We start from the raw sequence: 25,440 nt of genomic DNA, 5'->3' as shown, positions 1-25,440 counted from the left end.
CCCTCCCCTCGTCTCAGTTGGGTGGGTTGCCTTCCCAGGCGGCACGCCACGTCTCGGGGCCGAGCTTGCCCGAGTCGTTGATGCCGTTCGCGCGCTGCACCGCGAGGACGGCTTCCTCGGTCTGGTCGTAGTAGCAACCGGAGCCGCTGAAGGTGTACGGGAAGTCGTAGGCGTTCATCCGGAGCTGGAAGTCCCGCAGTGCGGTGGCGCAGTCGCCGTAGGTGTACACCACGCCGGGCCAGGGCGGCATGGTGTCGGGGCCGGTGTCCGGCTCGTACGGTGGCCGTGGTTCCGGCTGGGGCGCGTTCGGGTCGCCGATGTAGGCGGAGTCCTCGTAGGACGGCACGACCCCGCTGCGGGCATCGGCGTCTTCCTGCAGGTCGAGGAAGTGCTCGTTGGCGCACTCCCACGGCTGCCAGCCCCGCATCCGGTACAGGTACAGCGCGCGGTAGTCCTGCTCGGCGGGGCTCGCGCGATCCGGCCGTCCCTTCCCACCGACGCTGCGCCAGGTCGGCAGGTCGAACTGGTACGCACCGAAGTAGCCGTTGCCGGTGTTGATGTCGTACCGATCGCTGGATTCGCACATGCGCAGCGCGGCCCAGTCGTCATAGGACGGGTCGGCCGTGCCCGAGCCGATCACCGTGAGCTGCGCGGTGATCACCAGCGCCGCCACAGCCACCGCTCGCGCCACGACCCGCCGAGTACTCATGTCACGGACCGTAGACAACGACCACAACGGTCACAACCGGCACGAGGGCATCACGGCCCGCAACGACCACATCGGGTGAGGCCGCGGCGCTCGTACGCGATACCGTCGCTGCCGGATCTCATCGCCATTACCGCGGCCACGTTGGTATCCAGTCGGTATCGGCGCACCGTACGCTGCGTTTAACGAGGCCATACTTGTGGTGTGACAACGTCCCCCGTCAAGGCGACGCTGCGGTCGTTTCGACTAGCTGAGGTGGTATGACGACGCAACACCACGCGGCCGTTCCGGCCGCGGACCCCGCTACGCGCAAGCGGGAGCAGCGCGGGTGGTACTTCTACGACTGGGCCAACCAGCCGTTCTTCACCAGCGCGACCACCGCCTTCGGTGCCGCGTACATCGGCGGTCTCGCCTCGGAGGCCGCGCAACAGGATGTGCAGCGCAACGGCCCGGATCCCTGCACGGATGCCGACGGTGACCCCAACAACCTGATCTCCTGCGACATTTCGCTGTTCTTCCTGGATTTTCCCGCCGGGGTGCTGTGGAACTACCTGGTGGCCACCGCCACGGTGATCCAGTTCTTCGTGCTGCCCGTTGCGGGAGCGATCTGCGACCGGAGCCGGAACAAGAAGCGGCTGCTGGCGATACTGGCGTTCACCGGCGCCACAGCCGTCGGGATGATCGTGTTCGCCGCCGGGTCGAACTGGCAACTGGCCGCGGGTATGTACCTCATCGGCCAGGTGTCCTACGGCGGCTCGATCGTGGTGTACTACTCGTTCCTCGCCGATGTCGCCTACGCCGACGAGCGCGACCGCGTCTCCGCGCGGGGGTGGGCGCTCGGTTACCTGGGGGGCGGCATCGCCCTTGCGCTCCAGCTCGTGCTGGTGATGGGGCACGACACTGTCGGGATCACCCAGGCAGAGGCGGTCCGCATCGCGTTCTTGACCTCAGGCATCTGGTGGGCCGGGTTCACCCTGATCCCGCTGTTCCTGCTCAAGCAACGCAGCTCGCCGCGCCCAGTCGAACCCGGCCGATCGGTGCTGACCGCGGGCTTCGTCGAGCTGGGCAAGACACTGCGCGGCGCGTTGGCCTTCCCGTTGACGCTGTGGTTCCTCGGTGCGTACCTGATCTACAGCGACGGCGTGTCGACCGTGGTGAGCGTGTCGGCCCAGTACGGCAGGGAGCAGCTGGGCTTCGAGCAGGATGTGCTGGTCGTGACCATCCTTGTGGTGCAGTTCGTGGCGTTCATCGGTGCCCGGTTGCACGGTGCGGCCGCCGAACGCTTCGGCGCGAAGCGCACCATCATGACGAGCCTGCTGCTGTGGATCCTGGTGTTGGTGGCGGCCTACAACCTGGAGCCGGGTGACGAGCTGATGTTCTGGTCGGTGGCCGCAGGCATCGGGCTGGTGCTCGGCGGGGTGATGGCGTTGTCTCGGTCGTTGTTCAGCCAGTTGATCCCGCCGACGAAGGAGGCACAGTACTTCGCGCTGTATCTGGTGACCGAACGCGGCACCCCGCAATTCGGCACCGCGCTGTTCGGGATGATCGCCCACCTGACCGGGTCGTTCCGCCCCGCTATCCTGGCGCTGACCGCCTTCTTCATCATCGGGTTTGTGCTGCTGGTGTTCTTCCCGGTGCGCAGGGCGATACGCGCGGCGGGCAACACGGAACCGACGGTGGTCTAAGGGGAACCAGATCACACCCTAACGCAGCAGAATCTCACTCATGCGAGGGATGGCTATCACTCTCAGTAGATCGTGAAGGTGTTTCGCGCTCCGGTGACCGGTCGGTGGGTGGCGACCATCACCGGCCGACCCCGCCCGTCGGGCAGTCACGCTCCTCAGGCATGCTGCGGGATAGCATTTCTACGGGAGACCTGCATGTCGATGGGATGATGTCCGTCATATCCCGGGGACAGCTCCGTCTCCGTGGACGGGAACCCTCACGGTTCGACGCCACTCGCGCACGAGGCGGTGCCGGTCTCCGTTGGTCCATTGCGGGAATCCGCGGGCAGCGGCATTCGTTGCACAGTGTGAGCGTCGCTGTGAGCATCCTGTTGCGACCCCGAGCCGACCGAAAGGATCACACTATGGCCGACCGTGTTCTCCGCGGTAGCAGGTTGGGGGCGGTCAGCTACGAAACTGATCGTAATCACGACCTCGCCCCACGGCGTACCGTGCAGTACGCCTGCCCCAAGGACCACACCTTCGAAGTGCCGTTCTCGGATGACGCGGAGATCCCCCAGATCTGGGAGTGCCGGCTGCACGGCACCGAGTCGGAGCTGATGGACGGGAGCCAGCAGGAGCAGAAGAAGGTGAAGCCGCCGAGGACACACTGGGACATGCTGCGCGAGCGGCGGTCGATTCCCGAGCTCGAGGAGCTGCTCAACGAACGCCTCGCCGAGCTCCACAAGCGCAGGGGCCAGCACTCCGGCTGACGGACCCGCGCACGACGGAGGGCCCCGGTACTGCCCCGCCGGGGCCCTCCGCCGTGTCCGGACAGCGCGTACCGTGTCCGCCGCGCTCGCCGATGCCGGTCAGGCGAGGTAGCGTGCGGCGGGTTCAGCGCCGCACGGCGCGGGCGAGCAGCCCACGCAACTGGGTCGCGCGGTGGCGCAGCCCCCAGACGCCGACGTTGAGCATCGCCTCCCGGACGATCGCCCCGCTCATCTTCGAGTTCCCCGTCTCGCGTTCGACGAACGTGATCGGTACCTCGGCCACCGAATAGCCCGCGGTGACGCTACGCCACGCCAGGTCGATTTGGAAGCAGTAGCCCTGCGAGGCGATCTCGTCCAGCGGCAGCGCGTCGAGGACTTCGCGCCGGTAGGCACGGAATCCCGACGTGATGTCGTTGATCCTCACACCGAGCGCCATCCTCGAGTACACGTTCCCGCCGCGCGAGAGCAGCCGCCGGTGACCCGGCCAGTTCAGCACGTTCCCGCCCGGCACGTACCGCGAGCCGAGCACCACATCGTGCTCGCGAAGCGCGTCGAGGAGGCGGGGCAGGTCGCCTGGATCGTGCGACCCGTCGGCGTCCATCTCGACGAGCGCAGCGTAACCGCGGGCGAGCCCCCACCGGAACCCGGCGACGTAAGCCGCGCCGAGCCCGGACTTCCGCTCCCGGTGCAGCACGTGCGCGCGCTCGTCGCTCGCGGCGAGCGCGTCGGCGATCTCCCCCGTGCCGTCGGGGCTGGCGTCGTCGACGACCAGTACGTCGACAGCCGGGGTCATCGCGAGCAGTTTCGTCAAGAGCGGGCCGATGTTGTCCCGCTCGTTGTAGGTCGGTACGACCACCAGCACGGGCCCGATGGCGTCGACGTGGTCCATCCGTCGCCAGGAACCTTCCCTCGTCACTCCCCTGTCACACCCCGCGCGCGGCGCCGGGAACGGTCACGGATCCGCAACCCTACCGCCAGCAGCAACGCGAGCACTCCGGCACCGGCCAGCGTCCGCTCCGGCCACGGCCCCGCGGCGGTTGCCAGGGGCTGCTCGTCGCGCAGCGGGACGGTCTCGACGAACGACTCGGCGGTGAACAGCCCGGTCTGCCGCCGCACGCTGCCATCCGGGTCCACGATCGCGCTGATGCCGCTGGTGGCCGCCACCACGGTCGCCCGCCCGTGCTCGATGGCACGCAGCCGGGACATTGCCAGGTGCTGGTGGCTCATCTCGCCCCGACCGAACCACGCGTTGTTCGTCGGCACGACCAGCAGGTCGACGCCGTCCGCCGCGGCCTTCCCCAGGATGCCGTCGTAGGCGGCCTCGTAACAGATCGCGACACCCGCGCGGACGTCACCGCCGTCGAGCACCGCCGGTCCGGTGCCCGGTGTCATGTCCACCATGTGATCAAGGAACGGGGTGAACCAGCCCGCGATCGGTCGCAGCGGGATGTATTCGGAGAACGGCACGAGTTCCTGCTTGGCGTAACGTTGCCCCGGCCCCGTCTCCGGGGACCACTCGATCACGGTGTTCTGCCGCAGGTCTTGCCCCCCGAAGTACATCGCGCCGAGCAACGCGGGCGCGTCGAAGCGTGTCACGAGATCGTCGACCGTCGGGTCGGCCGTGGCGAGGTCGGTGGCGGTTTCCGGCCAAACGACAAGTTCCGGTTCGGATTCGGTTCCCTCGGCGATTCTGCCCAGCAGCCGTTCGCTCTCGGCGATGTGGTTGTCGCGGATCGTCTCGCGCGCGCCGAGTAGATCGAGCCCGGCATCCGGCGCGTTGCCCTGCACCACCGCGACGTCCAGCGTTCCCACGGTGGCGTCGGTGGCGATCGAAGGCCACGCCAGTCCCGCCGCGACCAGCGGCACGGTGGCGGCCACCGCGTAACCGCAGGCCGCCCCCGCCCTCGCCCGCCTGTGGCGGGGGTAGCCACGCCAGAGCCGCCAGCCCCACACGATCGCCCACGCCAGCAGGAACCCGGTCACCACCACGGCGAAGGTCACCAGCGGGGCGCCACCGACCGCGGCAAGCGAGGCGTACCAGCCGTCCGGTTGGCCGAACGCGACCCTGCCCCACGGGAACCCTCCGAGCGGCCACGTCGAGCGTAACCACTCCTGCGCAACGAAGAGCCCGGCCATCCACACCGGCCCACCCGGCAGCGTGCCGACCCAGGCCATGGCCGCCCCTGCCACCCCGGCATAGGCGGCGACCACCAGCGACAGGCCCAACCACGGCCACGGTCCGAACTCCTCGCCGAGGAAGTCCTGCAGCCACGCCAGATGCGGCAGGCTGAACACCAGCCCGAAGAGCAGGCCGCACAGCAGGCCTGTCCGCCCGCGAGCGCCGTGCAGCGCCAGGCCGAGACCGGCGAACGCCAGCAGCGCCAGCCACCACCAGGTCCGTGGCGGGAAACTGAGGTAGAGCAACCAGCCCGAGCCCGCGGCGACCACCAGCCGGAGCAGCGCGATACGCACCCGGTGGCGTGCCCGATGCGGGGTGATCGCGGTGAGGAGTTCGCGCTCGAGAGCTGCCACGGCCCTACCCTATGCGAGCGGATCCGCGGGGCACGGCCTGCCCGCTCGACCGGGATGCCGAAGCGCTACGCCGCGAAGATCGTTCGCCCGTCGCGCACGGTACGCAGGCAGCGAGGCAGCGGCGTACCGGGATCCAGTCGCGGCAGCGCGGGCACGCGCGAGCGCGGGTCAGTGGACCACCGCCGCACCCTGCTGTCCGGTGCCGTCACGGCGAGCTCGCCTGCCTCCCACACCGCGTAGTGGGCGGGGGCACCCGGCACCAGGGTGCCGGTGAGGCCGTCGAACACCCCGGCCGCGCGGTACCCGCCTCTGGTGTGCGCGTTGAAGGCTGCACGTGGCGAGATCCCCGACTCCGGGGTGCGGTGGTGCACCGCCGCACGTACGCTCCGCCACGGATCCAGCGGCGTGACCGGAGCGTCCGAGCCGCACGCCAGCGGGACACCGCGCGCGGCGAGCGTGGCGAGCGGGTTCAGTGCGGCGGCCCGCTCGGACCCGAGCCTGGCCGCGTACATCGATCGCTGCCCGCCCCACAACGCGTCGAAAGCTGGCTGCATCGAGGCGGTGACGTTCCATCCGGCCAGCTCGCCCGCCTGTTCCGCGGTCACCATCTCCAGGTGCTCGATCCGGTGGCAGCGCGCGGCGATCGCCCGCCGCCCCGCGACTGCCTCGGCCTTCCGGAACCCCTCAACCACGGCGGTGATCGCCCGGTCGCCGATGGCGTGGAACCCCGCTTGCAAGCCTGCTTCGGTGCAGGCCAGCACGTGCCGGGCAACGTCGTCGGCGGACAGGTGCAGCATGCCGGTGCCTGCGGCGTCGGCGTACGGCTCGTGCAGCGCGGCGGTGCGCGAGCCGAGCGCGCCGTCGGCGAAGAGATCGCCTGCCAGGCCCCGAGCCCCGAGCGCGTGGGCGCGCTCGACGGCGGGATCGTCGGCGGCGTGCGCCTGTTCGCCCCAGTACGCCACGACCTCCGGCCGGTCGGCCCCGGCGGACAGCGCCAACAGCGCCGTCAGGTCCGCCTCGCCCGAGATATCCGGTCCGGCGCACTCGTGGACGCAGGTGATTCCGGCCGCGGCGGCGGCGTCCAGGAACGTACGCTGCGCCCTGGCGCGCTGCTCGGCGGTGATCGCCTCCCGGGTCGCGGCCCGGATGTGGTGGTGCGCGGCTCCGGTGATCGGACCGTCCTCGGACCAACCGGGGGACGCCCGCGCATCCGGCGCCAGCGCCGCGGCCGCCGAGGAGATCAGCGCCGAATGCACGTCGACGCGGCTGAGGTACACCGGGACCTCGCCGCACACCGCATCCAGCTCGGCCCTGCTCGGCAGCCGGGAGCTCGACCAGGAGTCCTCGTCCCAGCCGTGCCCGAGCAGCACCTGGCCCGGTGGTACCTGCCGCACCAGCGTGGCCAGCTCGACCAGCAGCTCGTCCGCGGACCGCAGCGCGGCGAGGTCGGGCCCGTCGAGGTGCAGGCCGGTGGCGGTGGCGTGCACGTGGGCGTCGACGAAGGCCGGGGTGACGAGCGCCCCGCCCAGCGGCATCTCCTCGGCATCCGGGTGCAATGCCCGCCCGGGAGCATCCTGGCCGAGCCACGCCACCACGCCGTCGGTCACCGCCATGGCGGTGGCATCGTGCGCGCTCGGGGAATGGATCCGACCTCCGGTCAGCAGCGTGGTGCGCGATGAAGTCACGCTCGCAGTGTGCCTCGCCGGATCGTGTGCCCCAGCCCGCACCCCCTGAGCAGAAGTATCTGCATGTTCATCTGTATACGACGAAATATTTACGTACAACACGAATTTTGACAGGATTGATTCCTGAGTCTTTGGGTACAGTACGAGGACGGCACGCGAGCGCGCCACAAGCGCGAACGACGAGCGGAGGAGTACAGCCACATGGCCGCGACGACGGAGCAGGTGACACCGACCACGCGAGGCTCCCTGGAACAGCCCTACGTCTACCGGCGCAAGGAGCTGGCCGAGCCGGACTGGCGCCGCTTCCCCGGCTGGGCGGACGTCACCGAGGCGCAGTGGCGGGACGCGCAGTGGCAGCGAGTGCACTGCGTCCGCAACATCAAGCAGCTCCGCACCCTCATGGGTGACCTGCTCGACGACCGCTTCTACGCCGATATGGAAGCCGACCAGCAGCACATGGCGACCATGTCGATGCTGCTACCGCCCCAGATGCTCAACACCATGGCACCGGCGGCCGAGCCGGGCGAGTTCACCGAGGCCTTCCTCGCCGACCCGCTGCGCAAGTACATGCTTCCGGTGCGATCGGACCGGCATCCGACGTGGCCGTCCCACCCCTACGCCGAACGCGACTCGTTGCACGAGGCTGACATGTGGGTCACCGAAGGCCTGACCCACCGCTACCCCACCAAGGTCCTCGCCGAGCTGCTATCGACCTGCCCGCAGTACTGCGGCCACTGCACAAGGATGGACCTCGTCGGCAACTCGACTCCCCAGGTGGACAAGCTCAAGCTCGAACGCAAGCCCGTCGACAGGCAAGACGCCATCATCTCCTATCTCAACGAGACACCGCAGGTACGCGACGTGGTGGTCTCCGGTGGCGACGTGGCGAACGTGCCGTGGCACCAGCTCGAACGGTTCCTGATGCGGCTGCTGGACATCGAGTCCGTGCGGGACATCCGGCTGGCGACCAAGGCGCTGGCCGGGCTTCCCCAGCACTGGCTGCAGCCCAAGGTGGTGGAGGGCCTCGAGCGGGTGGCACGCACAGCGCTGCGCCGGGGAGTCAACCTCGCGATCCACACCCACGTCAACCACGCCCAGTCACTGACACCGCTGGTCGCCGAGGCCACGCGGACCGCGCTGGAGATCGGCGTGCGGGACGTGCGCAACCAGGGCGTGCTGATGCGCGGTGTGAACGCCACCCCGGAGGATCTGCTGGATCTGTGTTTCGCGCTGCAGGGCGAAGCGGGCATCCTGCCGTACTACTTCTACATGTGCGACATGATCCCCAACGCCGAGCATTGGCGCGTCTCGGTCGCCGAGGCGCAGCACCTGCAACACGCGATCATGGGCTACCTGCCCGGTTACGCCACGCCACGGCTGGTGTGCGACGTGCCCTACGTCGGCAAGCGCTGGGTTCACCAGGTCGCCGAGTACGACACCGAACTCGGCATCTCTTACTGGACCAAGAACTACCGCACCAGCATCGAACTCGACGATCCCGATGCGCTGGACCGGCGCTACCCCTACTACGACCCGATCTACACCCTGCCGGAATCCGGCAGGCGAGCGTGGGGTGAGCGGTAACCGGGGAACCAACACGACATCCACACGGGCTTCCGTACGATGGCCGGATCATGCGGAGATTCCCGGCGATACGGCTGCGATGGTGGCACGGTGCGGTGGCGGCGGTGGCGCTGCTGGCCTGCGCCGCCGTGGTAGTCACGCTCGTCGTGGTGCTCGGCGAACCCGACGAGCCGGAACCCGGCCCGCCCGAGGACGCCCCGCGCGCCCTGGTAGGGCTCGGCGACAGCACCATGTCCGGTGACGGGGCCGGTTCCTACGTTCCCGGAACCGACGGCGAGGACGGCAACTGGTGCCGCCGGTCCACACGAGCGGCCATTCACCGGACCTCGTTACCGGGCATCGACGAGACCATCAACCTGGCGTGTTCCGGGGCGCGCGCTCGCCACGTGCAGCTCGGTGACGAGGAACGCTACGGTGAGCCGTCACAGACCGAGCAGCTGGCCGAGATCGCCGAGACGCACCGGATCGTGGCGGTCGTCGTCGCCGTCGGCGCCAACGACGACCCCGGGTTCACCAGGCTGATGACGCAGTGCATCCAAGCCTGGTTCGGCGGCGCGCCGTGCAGCGAGTCGTTCGCCCCGGAGTGGGAGGACACGATCCAGGCCATGGTGCCCAAGGTGGTCCAGGCGCTCGACGACATCCGCACCGTCATGGCCGACGCGGACTACGCCGAGGACGACTATCAGCTGGTGCTGCAGTCCTACGCGTCCCCGCTGTCGCCCGACATCGCCGAGGAGGTCCGCAACCTGGGTGGCTGCCCGTTCACCGAGACCGACCTGGAGTGGGTCCGCACCGAGGGCGTCGAGGGGCTCAACGCCGGCCTGCGCGAAGCCGCGGCCGAGGCCGAAGCGCGCTTCCTCGACCTCTCCAGCGCCGGGCAGGGCAGGGAAGCCTGCACCGGCGGCCAGGATCCCAGCACCGAATGGTTCACCCGGCTCACCGTGGAGTGGGAGGCACTGGAGGACACCGACCGCGCCAGGCAGGCCGCACGCGAGTCCTTCCACCCCAATGCCGCCGGGCACGCGCAGGTCGGCTCCTGCCTGAGCCAGTTCCTGGCAGGCGACGCGCAGCAGGCAGCGTGCTTGGTCGGCGAGGACGGCAACCTGCGCGCTGCGCCCGCTTTGCCGTGAGGCACCCGCGGCCCGACCCGTCAGATCGGCGCGGGACGCCCTTCGAACGGGGTGGACAGCACGACCGTGGTCCGGGTGGACACCTTCGCGACCTCGCGGATCCTGCGGAGCAGCTCCTCCAGATCCCGCGGTGACGGCACCCTCACCAGCAGCACGTACGACTCGTCACCGGCGACCGAATAGCACGATTCGATTTCCCGGATGTGCTCCAGCCGCTGCGGATAGTCGTCCGGAGCGGCCGGGTCGGTCGGCGTCAGCGAGATCAGCGCCGTCAGCGGTAGCCCGATCTGGTTACCGTCGAGCCGCGCGGTGTAGCCCTTGATCAGGCCACGTTCCTCCAGTCGCCGCACCCGCTGATGCACGGCCGATACCGACAGCCCGACCCTGGCGGCCAGATCGGTGAAGCTACAGCGACCGTCGGCATTGAGCTCCCTGGCGATCGCCTTGTCCACCGGCTCGAGCGCGGCACTCACTCGTCGACCACCATCAGCTCGCGGGGACGGTTGTTCAGCGTCTCCACCCCGTCGGAGGTGACCAGCACGATGTCCTCGATCCGGGCGCCCCAGCGGCCGGGTAGGTAGATTCCCGGTTCCACGCTGAACGCCGCGCCCGGTTCGAGCACCAGCTCGTTGCCCGCCATCAAGTACGGCTCCTCGTGCACATCGAGCCCGATGCCATGGCCGGTGCGGTGGATGAAGTGGTCGCCGTATCCCGCTTCGGTGATCGGGTCGCGCGCCGCGGCATCGACGTCCTGCGCCGCGATGCCGGGGCCGACCGCGGCCACGGCGGCCTCCTGCGCGCGCTGCAGGACGGAGTACACCGAGCGCGCGTCCGGGTCACGCGGCTGTCCGACGGCGTAGGTGCGGGTGCAGTCCGAGTAGTAACCAGCCGGGGTCGGCCCCCCGATGTCGACGACTACCATGTCACCGCGCTCGATGACCCGCTGCGAGACCTCGTGATGCGGGCTGGCGCCGTTCGGTCCCGAACCGACGATGATGAACTCGGCCGAAGTGTGTCCTTCCTCGACGATCGCCGCCTCCAGATCGGCGGCCACCTCGGCCTCGGTGCGTCCGGCACGCAGGAACTCGGGGACCCGCGCGTGCACCCGGTCGATCGCGGCGGCCGCCTCGCGCAGCGCCTCGATCTCGGCGGCGTCCTTCCGCATCCGCAACTGCCGCAGTACCGGCCCGGCCAGGACCTGCTCCGCAGCGGGGATGGCCGCGCGCAACCCGAGCACGTGCAGCGCGGTCATGGTGTCGCTCACCGCGATCCGGCCCGGTTCGGCCGCGATACGCACCAGATCGGCCACCAGCTGGTAAGGATCCTCACCGTCCCGCCAGGTCAGCACGTCGATACCCAAATCGTCGGCGGGAACGTCCGCGTAGGCGGGCGCCTCGAGCTTGGGCACCACCAGTGACGGCGCGGTGTCTCCGGACGGGACGATCAAGGTGGTCAGCCGCTCGTACGAGCCACCGGCCTGCCCGAGCAGGTACCGCAGGTCGGCCCCCGGCGAGATCAGCAAGGCATCGGTGAACGACTCCGCGGCCGCCGCGCTGGCACGTTCGATCCTGGCCCGCAGGCTGTCCGCATCGACAGCCGCATGGTGCAACGATCCACTGGACATGGCCCCGAGCGTATCCCCTGCCGACACCGGCGGCACGCGGGGAGGCCTGCGCGTATGGCACGCTTTCCGGGTGACCTCTCCCCTCGTGCTGCTCGATGCCGCCAGCCTCTACTTCCGTTCCTACTTCGCGCTACCCGAATCCCTGCGTGCCGCCGACGGCACGTCGGTCAACGCGGTTCGCGGATTCGCGGACACGCTCGCCAGGATCATCGGCGACCGGGGTCCCGGCCGGATCGTCGCCTGCCTGGACGCCGACTGGCGCCCGCAGTTCCGGGTGGATGCGCTGCCGAGCTACAAGGCCCACCGGGTGGCCGAGGATCCGGAAAGCGACGCGACCGCGACACCGGAAGAGGTGCCCGACACGCTGGCCCCGCAGGTGCCGGTCATCCTCGAGCTGCTCGACCTCGCGGGCATCGCGACGGCCGAGGCCGATGGTTTCGAAGCCGACGACGTCATCGGCACCCTCACCGAGCGGGAGTCGAGCGCGCCTGTGGAGATCGTCACCGGCGATCGGGACCTGTTCCAGCTGGTGCGGACCGTACCCACCGAGGTCTCGGTCATCTACGTCGGCCGTGGGTGGAACAAGGCGGAGATCGTCGGGTGCGCGGAACTGGCCGACAGGTACGCCCTTCCCGCCGAGTCGCCGGGCGAGGCCTACGCCGAGATGGCGATGCTGCGTGGCGACCCGTCGGACGGGCTCCCCGGCGTCGCCGGGATCGGTGAGAAGACCGCGGCCAAACTGATCACCCGTTTCGGCTCGCTCGACGAGCTGCTGCGGGCCGCCGAAGCCGGTGACCCCGACGTTTCGCCGCGAGCCAGGAAACAGCTCGCCGACGCGGCAGGCTACCTCGCCGCGGCACCCACGGTGGTGCGGGTGGTCCGTGACGCGCCAGTCGAACTGTCCCGGCAGGACGACCTCCCCGCCGGTCCCGCCGACCGCTCCGGACTCGCCGAGCTCGGCGCGCGCTGGAACCTCGGCGGGAGCGTCGACAGACTCATCGCCGCGCTCGACGGGACGGGCGCCCCCGCGGGTAGCTGACCGCGACCGCTCATTCGGGCTCGCCCACCGTGTACGCACCGTCGTCGTCGGTGACTGTGATCGGCACGTCGTGCTCCTCCCCGTCGATCGTGGCGGTGCACGTGAACGTGATGCCCTCGCTCACCGGTTGTTCGGGCGGACAGGTCACCACGTCCAACCCGGCCACGTCGAAGTGCTCGGTGAGCACCCGGTGCACCTCGTCTTGCATGGCAGCATCGTCGAACACCCGTGGCAGCGGGCTGGGGCTGGTGGCCTCCGGGACCTCGGGCTGCTCGGGTGGCGGCGAGGGCCGCACCTCAGCGCCGTCATCCGGTGCCAGGTCCATTCCTTCACAACCAGCGAGAGCGGCCACCGCGATCAGGGCCAGGCCGACGAGCACCGCCCCTGACGCGTGCGCTCGTCGCCCCAGCGCCCGCATCGGAGGGGTGCCGCTCACTCAACCTCCCTGGCCCTGCCCGGCGACCGGGCGTGTCAGAAGCTGGTACCGCACCAGGGTCGCGTGCTCGTCGCGAACACCCGGTCGGCGACCGCGAGCGCGCCGGATTCGCGCACCTCGAGGCGTCCCGTCTCGGCTAGCGCGCCGGGCCGCCACGCGCCAAGGTACAGCATCGCCAGCGCGTCGACGTCGACAACCAGCTGCGCTGGCTGCTCCGTACGAGCTACGCCGCTGCACCCGATGGCGTAGCTGCCGGAATTGTCAGGCAGTAACGAGTCGCGCACCTCGAGCACGACGGTCTCGTCGCCGCAGGCACCGTACGATCGTGCCGCCAGCGCCGCTGGGACGTCCACGAGACGCAGCCACAGGTGGTCCCCAGTGTGGTGTACCCGGCACGCGTGGGGCTCGGTCAACAGCAGCTCCAGCGGCTCGTCCAGTGGGCGTTTCGAGAACTCGACGGTGTCGATGAGATCGACCCCCAGCAGGTATCGCCACAAACCGGCACGGGCTTCCGGACTCGCGGTGATCATGTCCTCCACACACAGCACGCTGAAGCGACCGTTTCCTGCATGCTCGGAGGTCACCCGGTACATCGCGTACCCGTCGACGCCGGAGCTTCCGTGGTGTACTGCGGCCCGTGCGATCTCTTTCCGCCTGCGGAAATGGGACTCCCATCCGGCCCACAGGTGATCCGGCCTACTGAGCATGCCGGGGTAGGTTCCCGCGATGTCCCGGTAGAGGCCGGGTAGCCGCTCGACGGCCGTGTCGAAGTCCCACAGCTCGATCTCGCCGCCCGCCGGGGCGTCCTCGCGAACTGACGTGCGACGCCGGTCCAGACGCAGCGACCGTTCCACCGTGCCGATGCCGTAACCGAAACGCCCGTAGATGCCGCCCTCGCTGGCCAGTAACCCGGCCGCGACCACACCGCGCGAGGCACAGCCGTCCAGCTGGGCGGCCATCAGACCCCGGAGGAGACCACGCCGGGTGCGGTTCGCGCGTACTCCCACACCGGTGACCGCGGCAGCGCTCACCACGCCGCCGGGGACCGTCAACGCCACGTCCACCGAACGTGCCGTACCGACCATGGCTCCGCCCTCGAACGCGCCGAGCGTGCGGCCCGGCTGGAACGCTCGCTCGGTAAGCGGCCCGTCACGCTCTCCCGTCGGCGAGACATGGAGGGTTTCCAGGAACAGATCACGTGCGGCCCGGTGTTCGTCCACGTCGAGGGTGCGGATGTCGAGGTCGGTCATGACCGGATCCTCGCGCGCCGACTCGGGCCGGAGCCACCGAATTCTGCGTACCTACTCGGGCATCCCGACCTCGTAGTTCCCGTCCTCGCTGGTCACGGTGATGGGAACCGAACGCTCCTCACCCTCGATCACCGCCGTGCACTCGAAGGAGTGATCCACGGTCACGTCCTGGCCCTCCGGGCAGGTGACGCTGTCGACCCCATCGATCTGGTACTGCTCGGTCAGCACGCCTTGCACACCGGTTTCCATCTCCTCGTGGTCGAACACCGTGGCGGTGAACCAGCCCGGTGCGACGAAGCCGAGGAACGCGATGGTACCCAGCAGTACGACGAGGATGATGATCCCGATCCACAGCGCGAGGTTCGGCTTCTTCCCACCGCTGTCACCCTCGACATCGCCCGGGTACGGTTGGCCCTGCCCCGGATAGCCGACCGGGGGTTGCTGGTACGCACCGTACTGGTACGTGCCCTGGTGAGGATCCTGTTGCGGTGGTTGCCCACCCTGCTGCGGGTACGGGGGCTGGCCCGGTGCCTGTCCGGGTTGGCCCTGTTGGCCCTGTTGGCCGGGCTGACCCGGCTGGCCCGGGTATCCGGGTCGGCCGGGCTGACCGGGTTGTCCCGGGTATCCGCCGGGCGGCTGCTGGCCCCACTGCTGCTGGCCATGGCCCGGATACCCGTACTGCTGCCCCTGATCGGGCTGCCCCGGTGGGTACCCCCACTGCTGCTGGCCGTAGCCAGGCTGCTGTTGCCCCCACTGACCGGGCGCAGGGAAGCCACCGGAAGGCGGACCTCCCTGCGTCTCGTCGCCGTAGGGTTGCTGCCCCCACTGCTGGGGGTCATTGCCGCCGTACGGCGTGCTCATCGTTCGCCTCCGCCAGAGTCGCCATCCAGTCGTTCCCACGCGATCCAACCACAACGACCGGTCCCGGCGGTATCTCGGGTCCCCACTCACATCCAGTGGCGAACACCTGGCGGCGAGCCGAAGGACTCCTTCGGTACACATCCTGTACCCGAGGACCCCTTCGGCTCGCCGCCCTGCGCTACACGGTGCCCGCGGCGACAACTCCCCTGCGGATCGCCTGGACGGCATCGCTTGCGGCCACACCCACCGGGTGGCGGGGTCCGAGCACGTCGCGCAGTTGCTCCAGCAGATCCACCACCTGCCTGCACCAGCGCACGAAGTCACCGGCGGAGAGTTCCTGCCCGGCAGCATCCGAGGTGGTCATGACCTTCTCCAGTGATTCGCCACGCGCCCATCGGTACACCGGCCACGCAAAGCCGGCATCCGGCTCTCTCGTCCGGTCGAGCTTGTGCCTGCGTTCGTCCTCGACCAGTTCGGTCCAGACCCGGACGGTTTCCTGCCACGCATCCGAAACCGCCCCGGAGGGGAGCTTGGGCTCGCCCGCACTATCTCGCCGGGCCTCGAACACCAGCGTGGACACCACCGCGGCCAGTTCGGCAGGCTGTAGCATGCGCCAGGTGTCGCGTCGCAGGCACTCGGCCACCAGCAGGTCCGATTCGCTGTAGATGCGGGCGAGCCGGTGGCCGTCCTCGGTCACCCGGACCCGTACCTCGTCGACGACACCGTCACCCTGCTCGTGATCAGCATCCTCGACGAGATAGCCGCGTTCGGTCAGCAAGGCACGGATCCTGTCGAACGCCCTGGCCAGTGAATGCGTGCGGGCAGCGACCTGCCGCTGCAGTTTGCGGTTCTCCTGCTCCAACCGCTCGTGCCGCTCCACCCACCGCAGCCGTGCCTCCCGGTCGGCGAGCCCATGGCACGGGTGCGACCGCAGTGCGGCGCGTAGCTGGGCGAGCTCGGGATCGGAGTGCGCGTCTGAGCCCCTGCGCTTGCGTCGCGGTGCCGCGATTCCCGAGTTGCGCAACGTGGCAGCCACGTCGCGACGGGCTTTTGCGGAGCGGACATCCACCCGCTTGGGCAGCCGGACACGTCCCAGCGGCGTCACCGGCGACGGGAAATCAGCCACCGACAGCGGCCCAGACCAGCGATCCTCGGTCACAACCAGGGGACGTGGTTCGCGCACCGGATCGGTTCCCGGGTCGATGACCACCGCAAGTCCCGCACGCTTGCCGCCGGGGATCGCGATGACATCGCCCTTGCGCAGCTGTTCGAGCGAATCGGCGACCTGATCCTTGCGTTCGTGCTTGCGCTGCCGCGACAGCACCTTCTCCCGGTCGGAAACCTGCTTACGCAGGTCCATGTACTCGCGAAGCTGCTCGAACTCCTCGCCCGCCGCCTCTGCGTAGCCTTCGAGTGCTTCGGTGTTCCGCTCGATCGTGCGCGACAGCCCCACCACCGAACGATCGGCCTGGAACTGCGCGAACGACTGCTCGAGGATTTCGCGGGCCTGCCGCACACCCAGCGTGGCGACCAGGTTGACGGCCATGTTGTAGCCGGGACGGAACGAGGAGTGCAACGGGTAGGTCCTGGTGGACGCCAGGCCCGCCACCTGCTTGGGATCGATCCCCGGTTGCCACAGCACCACGGCGTAGCCCTCGACGTCGATTCCCCTACGCCCGGCCCTGCCGGTCAGCTGCGTGTACTCGCCTGCGGTGAGCTCCACGTGGGCCTCACCGTTGTACTTGACCAGCCGTTCCAGCACCACGGTGCGGGCGGGCATGTTGATGCCCAGCGCCAGCGTCTCGGTGGCGAACACGACCTTCACCAGCCCGCGGACGAACAGCTCCTCCACGGTTTCCTTGAAGGCGGGCAGCAACCCGGCGTGGTGTGCCGCGATGCCCCGCTCCAGGGCGTCACGCCACTCCCAGTAGCCGAGCACATCGAGGTCGTGTTCCGGGAGGTCGGCGGTGCGCTCGTCCACGATGGCGCGTACCTGCTCGGCCTCCTCCCGATCGTTGAGCCGGAGGCCGGAGCGGGTGCACTGTTCGACGGCGGCGTCACAGCCCGCGCGCGAGAAGATGAACGTGATCGCGGGAAGCAGGCCGGCGGCGTCCAGCTTGGCGATGACATCGGTGCGTGAGGGCGGTCGGAACCGGGGGCCGCGGCCACTGCGCGGTCCCGCCTTGCGGTCGCGGTAGCCGCGCTGCCCGCGCAGCGCGGATGGGCCTGCCGCCTTGCTGGCCTCCTCGACGCGCCGCAGCAGCACCGGGTTGATCTTCGGCTTGCCGTCCCGTTCCCCGGCGAACAGGTCGAACATCCGGTTGCCGACCATCATCTGTTGCCACAGCGGGACCGGCCGGTGCTCGTCAACCACGACGGCGGTGTCGCCGCGCACCTCCACCAGCCACTCGCCGAACTCCTCCGCGTTGCTCACCGTCGCCGAGAGGCCGGCCACGCGGACGTGCTCGGGCAGGTGCAGGATCACTTCCTCCCACACCGCCCCGCGGAACCGGTCGGCGAGGTAATGGATCTCGTCCATCACCACGTAGCTGAGGTCGTCGAGCGTGGTAGAGCCCGCGTAGAGCATGTTCCGCAACACCTCGGTGGTCATCACCACCACCTGGGCGTGCGGGTTCACCGAGGTGTCGCCGGTCAGTAGGCCGACAGCCGACGGCCCGTACCGCTCGGTGAGGTCGGTGTACTTCTGGTTCGACAGCGCCTTGATCGGTGTGGTGTAGAAGCACTTGCGGCCCTCGGCCAGCGCGAGGTGCACGGCGAACTCGCCGACGACGGTCTTGCCCGCCCCCGTCGGGGCGCACACCAGCACTCCGTGCCCGTCCTCGAGCGCCTCGCAGCCGCGGCGCTGGAAGTCGTCGAACTCGAAGGCCAGCTGTGCGGCGAACTCGGTGAGTTTGGGGTACGAGGAGCGATGCTTGGCAGCCACGTAAGCCTCGGCCGGGGAATGATCAAGGCGTTCAGCCACGGGTCCAGGGTTGCATACTCGCCTCGCTACGCGCAGTGCGCGGGTGGCTGACCGCGGGAAGCGGGAGCTAGGTCACGTCATCGGTCGAGCCCCGACGGCCGCTCGTTTCCGCCGCGGTCGACGGCTCTACCGCCCCTGTGGTGTCGGTCGGGGTGTAGTGGAAGGGCGCGGCCTCGTCGTCCGACAGGCCTGCGAGGCCTTCCGCCTCACGCCGCCGTTCGAGCTTGCGGTCGTGCATGCGCGCGAACTGGATCGCCAGCTCGAACAACCCCGTCAACGCCACGGCCAGCGCCACCATCGAGAACGGGTCGGTCGGCGTCACGAATGCCGCGAACACGAACAACCCCGCGATGATACCCCGGCGCCACCGCTTGAGCTGCTCGTACTGGACCACGCCCACCCGATTGAGCATCACGATCAGCAACGGCAGCTCGAAACTGATACCGAAGATGAGCAGCAGGGCGAGCACGAACGAGACGTACTCCTGACCGCGCAACGCGGTCACGAACGTCTCGCCGCCGAAACCGACGAGCACGGTCAGCGCCAACGGCACGATCACCACGGCCAACGCCGCACCCGCCGCGAACAGCACCGACGCCGCGCAGACGAAGATCCGTGCGTACTTGCGTTCCCAGTTGTACAGCCCAGGAGCGAGGAACGCCCAGAGTTGGTACAGCCACAAGGGTCCGGTCAGCACCATGCCAGCGGCGATGCCGACCTTCAGCTGGATCATGAAGGCTTCGAACGGGGCGGTCTGCAGCAGCTGGCAACCGCCCCCACCGGTATCGAGCCGGATCTCGCTCGGCAGGTCACAGTACGGCCCTTTGATCACATCGCCCAGCGCTGGCAGCGGCCCGATGCCGTGGGCGAACCACACGAACCCAACCGCACCCCCGGCGCACACCGCGAGCAGGGCATACAGCAGCCGGCGCCGGAACTCGTAGATGTGTTCGATGAGCGTCATCGAACCATCGGGGTTGTACCGGCGGCTACGGCGACGCCGGGCTTCCCGGCGAACGCTCCACGCGCTGCGCTTGGACGCGCCGTCAGAGCTCATGACCCGCCCAACTCAGCCACGTCACTCCTTCGCGTGTCAGCTCGCGTTCCGTTGTGACCCGTCGGTCTGCTTCTTCATCTCGTCCAGCTGCCGCTGGAGTTCGGCGACCTGCTCATCTTTCGACGGGCCGGTGTCCTGGTCGGCACGGGTCGCCGACGCGCGCGGCAACTGGCGCATGTCCGGATCCACCGGCTCCGTTCCGTCCTGCGCTGCCTGCGAGGTCCGTGAGGACGCCGAAGACGACGAGTCGGAGCCGCCGCTGTCATCGTCCTCGTGCAGGCCCTTGGTCTCCGCCTTGAAGATCTTCATCGATCGACCGATCGACCGGGCCGCGTCCGGGAGCTTCTTGGCACCGAACAGCAGGATCAGGACCAGGACGATGATGGCGATCTGCCACGGTGAAGGCGCCATCGCGGCCTCCTTTCTAACCTTTCCCACATTCTACTGTCCGGCCAGCGCCTACACACCGTCAACGGGCCGTCCGGGACCGCCGACCGAAGCGCTGTGCGAAGCCGACCCGTACGGCAGCGAGCCTGGCACGCAGCATGCCGAGCCGGTCAACGACGCTATCGCGGACATAGGACCACGTCGTGCGACACACTCGCAACTCGCGATACACCCGAAAGATCAACACCACCAGCACGGCTGCCGCGACAACGGCCAGTGCGACACTTCCGGTGACCACCACTGTGACCTCGTCCACGCCGTTACCGTACTCGCCCTGCTTGACTGCCGGGTGAACAGCCCGTGTCAGGCGGCACCGCTGCGCCGCAACGCGGCACGCGCGCGGTCCCGCACTCGCGTGGCCAATTCCCGTGGCGCCTCGACACGCACCTCACCTCCGTTTCCGAGCACCAGCCGTTCCAGCCACGAGTCGTCGCTGTAGCGCAGCCGTACCCGCAGCCTGCCTCCGTCGAGCTCGTCGAGCTCTTCACAGGAGAAGTACTCGGACATCCACCGAGCCTCCGGGTCGAGGACGAGGATCGCTTCGACCTGATCCGGCCGTGGCGGGAACAGCCCCTGGGAGACATCGATGTGTTCGGTCTCCGCAGGCGCGTGTGCGGGTTCGTCGAGCACCTCCAGCGCGTCGACGCGGTCGAGCCGGAACAGCCGCACACCGGCGGCGCTGCGGCACCAGGCCTCGAGGTAGCCGCGCCCATCCACGATGAGCAACCGCATCGGGTCGGCGACCCGCTCGGCCACCCGGTCGGCCGATGCGGTGTAGTAGCACATCCGAATCGCGCGGCCCGCCGCGAGCGCCCGCTGCACCTCCCGCCGCGTCTCGGCCGTCGAGCGGCTCTCGCTGACCCCGGAGTCGATCACGACTCCCGCGGGTTGCGCCTCGCCCGCCGCCGATTCGATCTTGGCGATAGCCCGTCGTACCGCGTCGCCGTCGGCAACGCCAGGGGTCTCGGCGAGCGCTCGCAGGGCCACCAGCAGCGCTGTCGCCTCGCCTCCGGTCAGCCGCAACGGGCGCCGCATGCCCGCGTCGAACGTCACGGTGACGGTGTCGGCGTCGAACGACAGGTCGATCAGGTCACCGGGACCGTATCCAGGCAGCCCGCACATCCAGAGCAGTTCGAGGTCCTTGCGCAGCTGCGTGGCGCTCACCCCGAAATCGGCGGCCGCGTCGTCGATCCTGATACCCGGACGCGCCAGCAGGTACGGCACGAGTGCCAGCAGACGCGGTAGGCGTTCGGCGGCCCGCGTCACGGTCGCACCCCCTCGGCGGCTACGATCTCCAGCCGCTGCTGAACGGCCTTGGCGAGGACATCGGGCTCCAGCACCACCACATCGGGGCCGTAGCCAGCGATCCAGCGGGCGGCACCCTCGGTGCTGTACACGTCGATGGAGACCTCGTCGCCCGGCGCACCGGCGAGCTCGCGCCTACCGAGGGCGGTGGCCTTGCGCCGGATACCTGCCGCCGCGCCGTCGGCGATCCACAGCCGCGCGGTCGCCACCGAAGCGCCGTCCTCGTCCTCATGGCTGCCCGCCACCATCCGTAGCAAGTCCGTTCCTTCGGGGCGTTCGACCTCGCCGCTGTGACCGGCGAACACGACCTCGCCCAGTACCCGGGACAGCCGGAAGCACCGTGGCGCCTGCCGGTCGCGGTCGTGCCCAACCAGGTACCAGCGGCCGCGCCAGGACACCACACCCCACGGTTCGACCGTGCGCGTCATGCGTTCCGGTGAGCCTGCACGCCGGTAGGCGAAGCGCACCGGCCGCCCTTCCCGCACCGCGGTCAGCACCGGCGCGAACGCCGGCTCGGTGCTGACCCGTGGCTGCACCAGCGCGGCGGCGGACCGGTCGACCTCGACTCCCGCGGCCCTGAGTTTCACCAGCGCGCTGTTGGCCTGACCGGTCAGCTCGGGCGAGTCCCACAGCCGGGCGGCGAGCCCGACGGCCGCGGCCTCGTCCGGTTCCAGATCGACCTCACCGAGCTCGTAGTCCCGCCGCGCGATGCGGTATCCGTCGGCGCCATCGAAGATGGAGCTCCGCCCGGTCTCCAGCGGGATGCCCAGCTCGCGGAGCTCTACTTTGTCGCGCTCGAACATGCGGAAGAAGGCCTCGTCACTGGCGGCCTCGGCGTAACCGGGCACCGTCGCCCTGATCCGCTCCGCCGTCAGGTATTGGCGAGTGGACAGCAGCGCGAGAACGAGGTTGACCAGACGTTCGACCCGAGCTGTTGACACGTCCCGAGCCTAACCCTACTAAGCTGGATCGTGCGGCAACTTCGGCTGAGTCGTTGCACCCTGTGCGCGCTGAATGTCGCCTTCGTTACCGTCTACCGCGCTCAAGTCGCGTTCAGCGCCGCGCTCGACCGCCGTTACAAGCTGGCGATGAGACGCTCGACACGTTCGTCGACGCTGCGGAACGGGTCCTTGCACAGCACCGTGCGCTGCGCCTGGTCGTTGAGCTTGAGGTGCACCCAGTCGACGGTGAAGTCCCGCTGCGCCGCCTGGGCGGCGGCGATGAAGTCGCCTCGCAACTTGGCCCTCGTGGTCTGCGGCGGGCTGTCCTTGGCCAGCTCGATCTCGCCGTCGTCGGTAACGCGCTTGACCAGGCCCTTGCGTTGCAGCACATCGAAGATACCCCGGCCCCGCCGGATGTCGTGGTAGGCCAGGTCCAGCTGGGCGATCCGCGGGCTGGACAGATCGAGACCGCGCTTGGCCCGGTATCCCTCCACGAGTCGGTACTTGATCGCCCAATCGATCTCGGTGTCGATCTTGCTGAAGTCCTGCTGCTCCACCGCGTCCAACGCTCGACCCCACAACTCGACGATGCTCTCGGTGATCGGGTCGGAACCGTGTGTGTCGAGGAACTGCACCGCGCGTGAGTGGTACTCGCGCTGAATCTCCAGCGCCGAGGCCTCCCGACCACCAGCCAGCCGCACCTTGCGGCGCCCCGTCATGTCGTGGCTGATCTCGCGGATCGCCCGGATCGGGTTGTCGAGGGTGAAGTCCTTGAACTGCACCCCTTCCTCGATCATCTGCAGCACCAGGTTGGCCGCCCCGACCTTGAGCAGCGTGGTCGGTTCGGCCATGTTGGAGTCCCCCACGATCACGTGCAGCCGCCGGTACCGCTCGGCATCGGCGTGCGGCTCGTCGCGAGTGTTGATGATCGGTCGCGACCGCGTGGTCGCGCTGGAGACCCCCTCCCAGATGTGTTCGGCACGCTGTGAGAGGCAGTACACCGCCCCGCGTGGCGTCTGCAGCACTTTCCCAGCCCCGCAGATGAGCTGGCGACTCACCAGGAACGGCAGGAACACATCGGCGATGCGGGAGAACTCCCCGGAGCGACCCACCAGGTAGTTCTCGTGGCAACCATAGGAGTTGCCTGCCGAGTCGGTGTTGTTCTTGAACAGGAAGATGTCACCGCCGATCCCCTCGTCGGCTAGCCTGCGCTCGGCGTCGACGAGCAGGTCCTCGAGGATGCGCTCCCCCGCCTTCTCGTGGGTGATCAGTTGGATCAGGTTGTCGCATTCGGCAGTCGCGTACTCGGGGTGCGAGCCGACGTCCAGGTAGAGCCGTGAGCCGTTGGCGAGGAACACGTTCGACGACCGGCCCCACGACACCACCTTGCGGAACAGGTAGCGGGCCACCTCGTCGGGCGAGAGCCTGCGCTGACCGTGAAAGGTGCAGGTGACGCCGAACTCGGTTTCGATGCCGAAGATCCGCCGCTGCATCAGGCACACCCGCGTCGTCGGAATCCCCTCACGGGGCGGGTACCGGTCCGGTCACGCAACCGCATACTCTTACCTGCCTTCGTCCGACTGCTGCTCGCCTGCTCCCGCGTCGCCGCCCTCGGTGGCGGTACCGGTGTCGTCCTGTTTCGCGTCATCGGCAGAGTCACCAGCGGAGTCACCGGCATCGCCCTTCGCCGTGTCCTCGGGAATCAGCGCGTGCAACGCCGCACCGGAAATACGGCGGAACGCCCGCCGGGGCCGGTGACGTTCCAGCACCGCCACCTCGAGCTTGTCCAGCTCGGCGTTCCCGCCGTTGGTCGTGCTCGAGCCGGAGGCCAGTACCGACACCGCCAGCCGCACCGCCTGTTCCAGCGAGCAGCCCGCCTCGTACTGATCCTTGAGCTGGTTGACGATCGGGTCCGTCTGCCCACCCATCACCAGGTACTTCGGCTCGTCGACGATCGATCCGTCATAGATGAGCCGGTACAGCTGGTCCTCCTCGGAGGTCTCGCCCACCTCGGCCACGGCCAGCTCGACCTCGTAGGGCTTGACCTGCTCGGTGAAGATCGAGCCGAGCGTCTGGGCGTAGACGTTCGCCAGCTGCCGCGCCGAGACGTCTCGCCGGTCGTAGGAGTAGCCCCACAGGTCGACGTACTTGATGCCCGCGCGGCGCAGGCTCTCGTACTCGCTGTAACGCCCGGCCGCGGCGAAACCGATCCGGTCGTAGATCTCCGAAACCTTGTGCAGCGTCGTCGAGGGGTTCTCTGCCACGAACAGCACCCCGTCGGCGTACTTCAGCGCGACCACGCTCCGCCCGCGGGAGATGCCCTTGCGGGCATACTCCGACTTGTCGCGCATCAGTTGCTCGGGGGAGGCGTACAGCGGCATCGTCACGGTGATCGATCTCCACTCTTCTCGGTGCTGGCTGCCTTGCTGGTTGGCGATCCTGGTCGCGCTGCCGTGCCGGTCGTGCCGGTCATCCCGGGGAATACCGGGCGATCATCCCGGCATCGACGCGACTCACCCCGCTCGTCGGTCACGCTCGGTACGCTCAGCGACAACCTCCTCAGCGATCTCGGCGGCCCGCTCGTCGGCGAGACGGCTGGCACCTTCACTCGTGACGGTTACCACACTCGGGAAGATCCTGCGCACCACATCGGGGCCACCCGTGGCGGTGTCGTCGTCCGCCGCGTCGTAGAGCGACTCGATGGCCGTGCGAATCGCCTGATCCTGGCTCACCCCCGGGTCGTGCAGCTTCTTCAGCGCGGACTTGGCGAACAACGAGCCGGAGCCGATGGCGTGATAACCCGCCGTTTCCTCGAAACGCCCTCCTGTGGCGTCGAAGGAGACGATGCGCCCCGCCTTGGCGGGATCACGTGCCTCGGTGTCGTACCCCACGAACAGCGGGATCGCGGCAAGACCCGCCAGCGCCGCGTCCAGGTTGTTGCGCACCATCAACGCGAGCTTGTTGGTCTTGCCGTCCAGTGACAGCGAGATGCCCTCGATCTTCTCGTAGTGCTCCAGCTCCACCGTGTACAGCCGGATCATCTCCAGCGCGATCCCGGCCGTACCCGCGACTCCGACCGCGGAGTATTCGTCGGTGACGAATACCTTCTCCAGGTCGCGAGCGGCGATGATGTTACCGGCGGTGGCGCGCCGGTCGCCGGCGATGAGCACACCCCCGGAGAACATCAGCGCCACGATCGTGGTGCCGTGCGGTGTCGCCAGGTCCGAACCGGACCCGCTCGCCCGCCCCTGCGGCGGCAGCAGTTCCGGTGCTTGATTGCGAAGGAAATCGGTAAAGGACGAGGACTCCATCGACAGATAGGCCGGTGGCAGTGCCCCGCGCACGTGCGCGGGCGAGGTGTTGTCCATACGTTCTCGCGGTTCCCATCTCTCACGTAACGTGCGCTGCAACAGAGCCTACGCG

The 25,440-nt window shown here is 68.9% G+C and carries 23 protein-coding genes; 5 read left to right on the top strand and 18 right to left on the bottom strand.

From position 1 onward, the window contains the following. Positions 1-13: 13 nt before the first annotated feature. Positions 14-709, bottom strand: a complete 696-nt coding sequence (locus F8178_RS16265; protein ID WP_317495671.1) for a transglycosylase family protein — start codon at positions 707-709, stop codon at positions 14-16. Positions 710-966: 257 nt separating this feature from the next. Between F8178_RS16265 and F8178_RS16260 the strand changes: the two genes are divergently transcribed. Next, the gene (locus tag F8178_RS16260; RefSeq protein ID WP_317495670.1) at positions 967-2,391 is read left to right on the top strand and encodes an MFS transporter; all 1,425 of its coding nucleotides are present in this window, start codon (positions 967-969) and stop codon (positions 2,389-2,391) included. Between the two features lie 404 nt (positions 2,392-2,795). Then, the gene (locus F8178_RS16255; protein ID WP_317495669.1) at positions 2,796-3,143 is read left to right on the top strand and encodes an RNA polymerase-binding protein RbpA; all 348 of its coding nucleotides are present in this window, start codon (positions 2,796-2,798) and stop codon (positions 3,141-3,143) included. A 124-nt stretch (positions 3,144-3,267) separates the two neighbouring features. Here the strand turns inward: F8178_RS16255 and F8178_RS16250 are convergent, their stop codons facing one another. The 3 genes from F8178_RS16250 to F8178_RS16240 all read right to left on the bottom strand — a co-directional run bounded on the left by F8178_RS16250 (position 3,268) and on the right by F8178_RS16240 (position 7,360). Beyond that, positions 3,268-4,032, bottom strand: a complete 765-nt coding sequence (locus tag F8178_RS16250; RefSeq protein WP_317495668.1) for a polyprenol monophosphomannose synthase — start codon at positions 4,030-4,032, stop codon at positions 3,268-3,270. A 23-nt stretch (positions 4,033-4,055) separates the two neighbouring features. Next, the gene (lnt, locus tag F8178_RS16245; protein WP_317495667.1) at positions 4,056-5,675 is read right to left on the bottom strand and encodes an apolipoprotein N-acyltransferase; all 1,620 of its coding nucleotides are present in this window, start codon (positions 5,673-5,675) and stop codon (positions 4,056-4,058) included. A gap of 65 nt (positions 5,676-5,740) precedes the next feature. Further along, on the bottom strand, positions 5,741-7,360 hold the full coding sequence (locus F8178_RS16240) for an amidohydrolase (RefSeq protein WP_317495666.1): 1,620 nt from the start codon (positions 7,358-7,360) through the stop codon (positions 5,741-5,743). A gap of 201 nt (positions 7,361-7,561) precedes the next feature. On the opposite strand from F8178_RS16240, the gene F8178_RS16235 reads away from it, so the two are divergent. Continuing rightward, positions 7,562-8,944, top strand: a complete 1,383-nt coding sequence (locus F8178_RS16235; protein ID WP_317495665.1) for a lysine 2,3-aminomutase — start codon at positions 7,562-7,564, stop codon at positions 8,942-8,944. 50 nt (positions 8,945-8,994) lie between these two features. Beyond that, positions 8,995-10,074, top strand: a complete 1,080-nt coding sequence (locus tag F8178_RS16230; RefSeq protein ID WP_317495664.1) for a GDSL-type esterase/lipase family protein — start codon at positions 8,995-8,997, stop codon at positions 10,072-10,074. A 20-nt stretch (positions 10,075-10,094) separates the two neighbouring features. Here F8178_RS16230 and F8178_RS16225 read toward each other — a convergent pair whose 3' ends face one another. Continuing rightward, positions 10,095-10,547, bottom strand: coding sequence for an Lrp/AsnC family transcriptional regulator (locus tag F8178_RS16225; RefSeq protein ID WP_317495663.1), 453 nt, complete (start codon positions 10,545-10,547; stop codon positions 10,095-10,097). Next, positions 10,544-11,698, bottom strand: a complete 1,155-nt coding sequence (locus tag F8178_RS16220) for a Xaa-Pro peptidase family protein (RefSeq protein WP_317495662.1) — start codon at positions 11,696-11,698, stop codon at positions 10,544-10,546. The genes F8178_RS16225 and F8178_RS16220 overlap by 4 nt, the downstream gene beginning before the upstream one ends. A 70-nt stretch (positions 11,699-11,768) precedes the next feature. Here F8178_RS16220 and F8178_RS16215 point away from each other — a divergent pair, with 70 nt between their 5' ends. Continuing rightward, positions 11,769-12,737 carry a 5'-3' exonuclease gene (locus F8178_RS16215; protein WP_317495661.1) on the top strand — a complete coding sequence of 323 codons (969 nt, stop codon included), beginning with the start codon at positions 11,769-11,771 and terminating at the stop codon, positions 12,735-12,737. A 10-nt stretch (positions 12,738-12,747) separates the two neighbouring features. On the opposite strand, the gene F8178_RS16210 is transcribed toward F8178_RS16215, so the two are convergent. The 12 genes from F8178_RS16210 to prcB form a co-directional block, all read right to left on the bottom strand. Further along, positions 12,748-13,173, bottom strand: a complete 426-nt coding sequence (locus F8178_RS16210; RefSeq protein WP_317495660.1) for a DUF4333 domain-containing protein — start codon at positions 13,171-13,173, stop codon at positions 12,748-12,750. A 35-nt stretch (positions 13,174-13,208) separates the two neighbouring features. Continuing rightward, complete coding sequence (locus F8178_RS16205; protein WP_317495659.1) at positions 13,209-14,423, bottom strand: GNAT family N-acetyltransferase; 1,215 nt, start codon at positions 14,421-14,423, stop codon at positions 13,209-13,211. Positions 14,424-14,474: 51 nt separating this feature from the next. Then, entirely contained in the window at positions 14,475-15,284 is an 810-nt protein-coding gene (locus F8178_RS16200) for a DUF4333 domain-containing protein (RefSeq protein ID WP_317495658.1), read from the bottom strand. Between the two features lie 178 nt (positions 15,285-15,462). Then, the gene (locus tag F8178_RS16195; RefSeq protein WP_317495657.1) at positions 15,463-18,267 is read right to left on the bottom strand and encodes a DEAD/DEAH box helicase; all 2,805 of its coding nucleotides are present in this window, start codon (positions 18,265-18,267) and stop codon (positions 15,463-15,465) included. 67 nt (positions 18,268-18,334) lie between these two features. Beyond that, positions 18,335-19,324 (bottom strand): twin-arginine translocase subunit TatC, encoded by a 990-nt coding sequence (gene tatC / locus F8178_RS16190; RefSeq protein ID WP_317495656.1) that lies wholly within the window; start codon positions 19,322-19,324, stop codon positions 18,335-18,337. Between the two features lie 36 nt (positions 19,325-19,360). After that, complete coding sequence (tatA, locus tag F8178_RS16185) at positions 19,361-19,735, bottom strand: Sec-independent protein translocase subunit TatA (RefSeq protein ID WP_317495655.1); 375 nt, start codon at positions 19,733-19,735, stop codon at positions 19,361-19,363. Between the two features lie 58 nt (positions 19,736-19,793). Beyond that, entirely contained in the window at positions 19,794-20,027 is a 234-nt protein-coding gene (locus F8178_RS16180) for a bacteriophage holin (protein ID WP_317495654.1), read from the bottom strand. A gap of 47 nt (positions 20,028-20,074) precedes the next feature. Beyond that, entirely contained in the window at positions 20,075-21,037 is a 963-nt protein-coding gene (locus F8178_RS16175; protein ID WP_317495653.1) for a WYL domain-containing protein, read from the bottom strand. Continuing rightward, entirely contained in the window at positions 21,034-22,017 is a 984-nt protein-coding gene (locus tag F8178_RS16170) for a WYL domain-containing protein (RefSeq protein WP_317495652.1), read from the bottom strand. The genes F8178_RS16175 and F8178_RS16170 overlap by 4 nt, the downstream gene beginning before the upstream one ends. 134 nt (positions 22,018-22,151) lie before the next feature. Next, on the bottom strand, positions 22,152-23,510 hold the full coding sequence (gene pafA, locus F8178_RS16165; protein ID WP_317495651.1) for a Pup--protein ligase: 1,359 nt from the start codon (positions 23,508-23,510) through the stop codon (positions 22,152-22,154). A gap of 69 nt (positions 23,511-23,579) precedes the next feature. Further along, on the bottom strand, positions 23,580-24,404 hold the full coding sequence (gene prcA / locus F8178_RS16160; RefSeq protein ID WP_317495650.1) for a proteasome subunit alpha: 825 nt from the start codon (positions 24,402-24,404) through the stop codon (positions 23,580-23,582). Positions 24,405-24,530: 126 nt separating this feature from the next. Then, positions 24,531-25,385: a proteasome subunit beta gene (prcB, locus tag F8178_RS16155; protein ID WP_317495649.1), complete on the bottom strand. Its 855-nt coding sequence runs from the start codon at positions 25,383-25,385 to the stop codon at positions 24,531-24,533. Positions 25,386-25,440 lie beyond the last annotated feature (55 nt).

This window comes from Haloechinothrix sp. LS1_15 (assembly GCF_033042135.1).
Classification (GTDB): domain Bacteria; phylum Actinomycetota; class Actinomycetes; order Mycobacteriales; family Pseudonocardiaceae; genus Haloechinothrix.
The sequence above is the reverse complement of the archived record's forward strand: the minus strand, read 5'-3'. Positions and strand labels throughout refer to the sequence as shown.

What these genes read in the sequence shown, in the direction of transcription:
- tatA (WP_317495655.1), bottom strand. Translation starts at nt 19,735, where the DNA reads ATGGCGCCTTCACCGTGGCAGATCGCCATCATCGTCCTGGTCCTGATC.
- F8178_RS16235 (WP_317495665.1), top strand. Translation starts at nt 7,562, where the DNA reads ATGGCCGCGACGACGGAGCAGGTGACACCGACCACGCGAGGCTCCCTG.
- F8178_RS16250 (WP_317495668.1), bottom strand. Translation starts at nt 4,032, where the DNA reads ATGGACCACGTCGACGCCATCGGGCCCGTGCTGGTGGTCGTACCGACC.
- F8178_RS16255 (WP_317495669.1), top strand. Translation starts at nt 2,796, where the DNA reads ATGGCCGACCGTGTTCTCCGCGGTAGCAGGTTGGGGGCGGTCAGCTAC.
- F8178_RS16205 (WP_317495659.1), bottom strand. Translation starts at nt 14,423, where the DNA reads ATGACCGACCTCGACATCCGCACCCTCGACGTGGACGAACACCGGGCC.
- F8178_RS16220 (WP_317495662.1), bottom strand. Translation starts at nt 11,698, where the DNA reads ATGTCCAGTGGATCGTTGCACCATGCGGCTGTCGATGCGGACAGCCTG.
- F8178_RS16265 (WP_317495671.1), bottom strand. Translation starts at nt 709, where the DNA reads ATGAGTACTCGGCGGGTCGTGGCGCGAGCGGTGGCTGTGGCGGCGCTG.
- pafA (WP_317495651.1), bottom strand. Translation starts at nt 23,510, where the DNA reads ATGCAGCGGCGGATCTTCGGCATCGAAACCGAGTTCGGCGTCACCTGC.
- F8178_RS16200 (WP_317495658.1), bottom strand. Translation starts at nt 15,284, where the DNA reads ATGAGCACGCCGTACGGCGGCAATGACCCCCAGCAGTGGGGGCAGCAA.
- prcB (WP_317495649.1), bottom strand. Translation starts at nt 25,385, where the DNA reads ATGGACAACACCTCGCCCGCGCACGTGCGCGGGGCACTGCCACCGGCC.
- F8178_RS16260 (WP_317495670.1), top strand. Translation starts at nt 967, where the DNA reads ATGACGACGCAACACCACGCGGCCGTTCCGGCCGCGGACCCCGCTACG.
- tatC (WP_317495656.1), bottom strand. Translation starts at nt 19,324, where the DNA reads ATGAGCTCTGACGGCGCGTCCAAGCGCAGCGCGTGGAGCGTTCGCCGG.
- F8178_RS16230 (WP_317495664.1), top strand. Translation starts at nt 8,995, where the DNA reads ATGCGGAGATTCCCGGCGATACGGCTGCGATGGTGGCACGGTGCGGTG.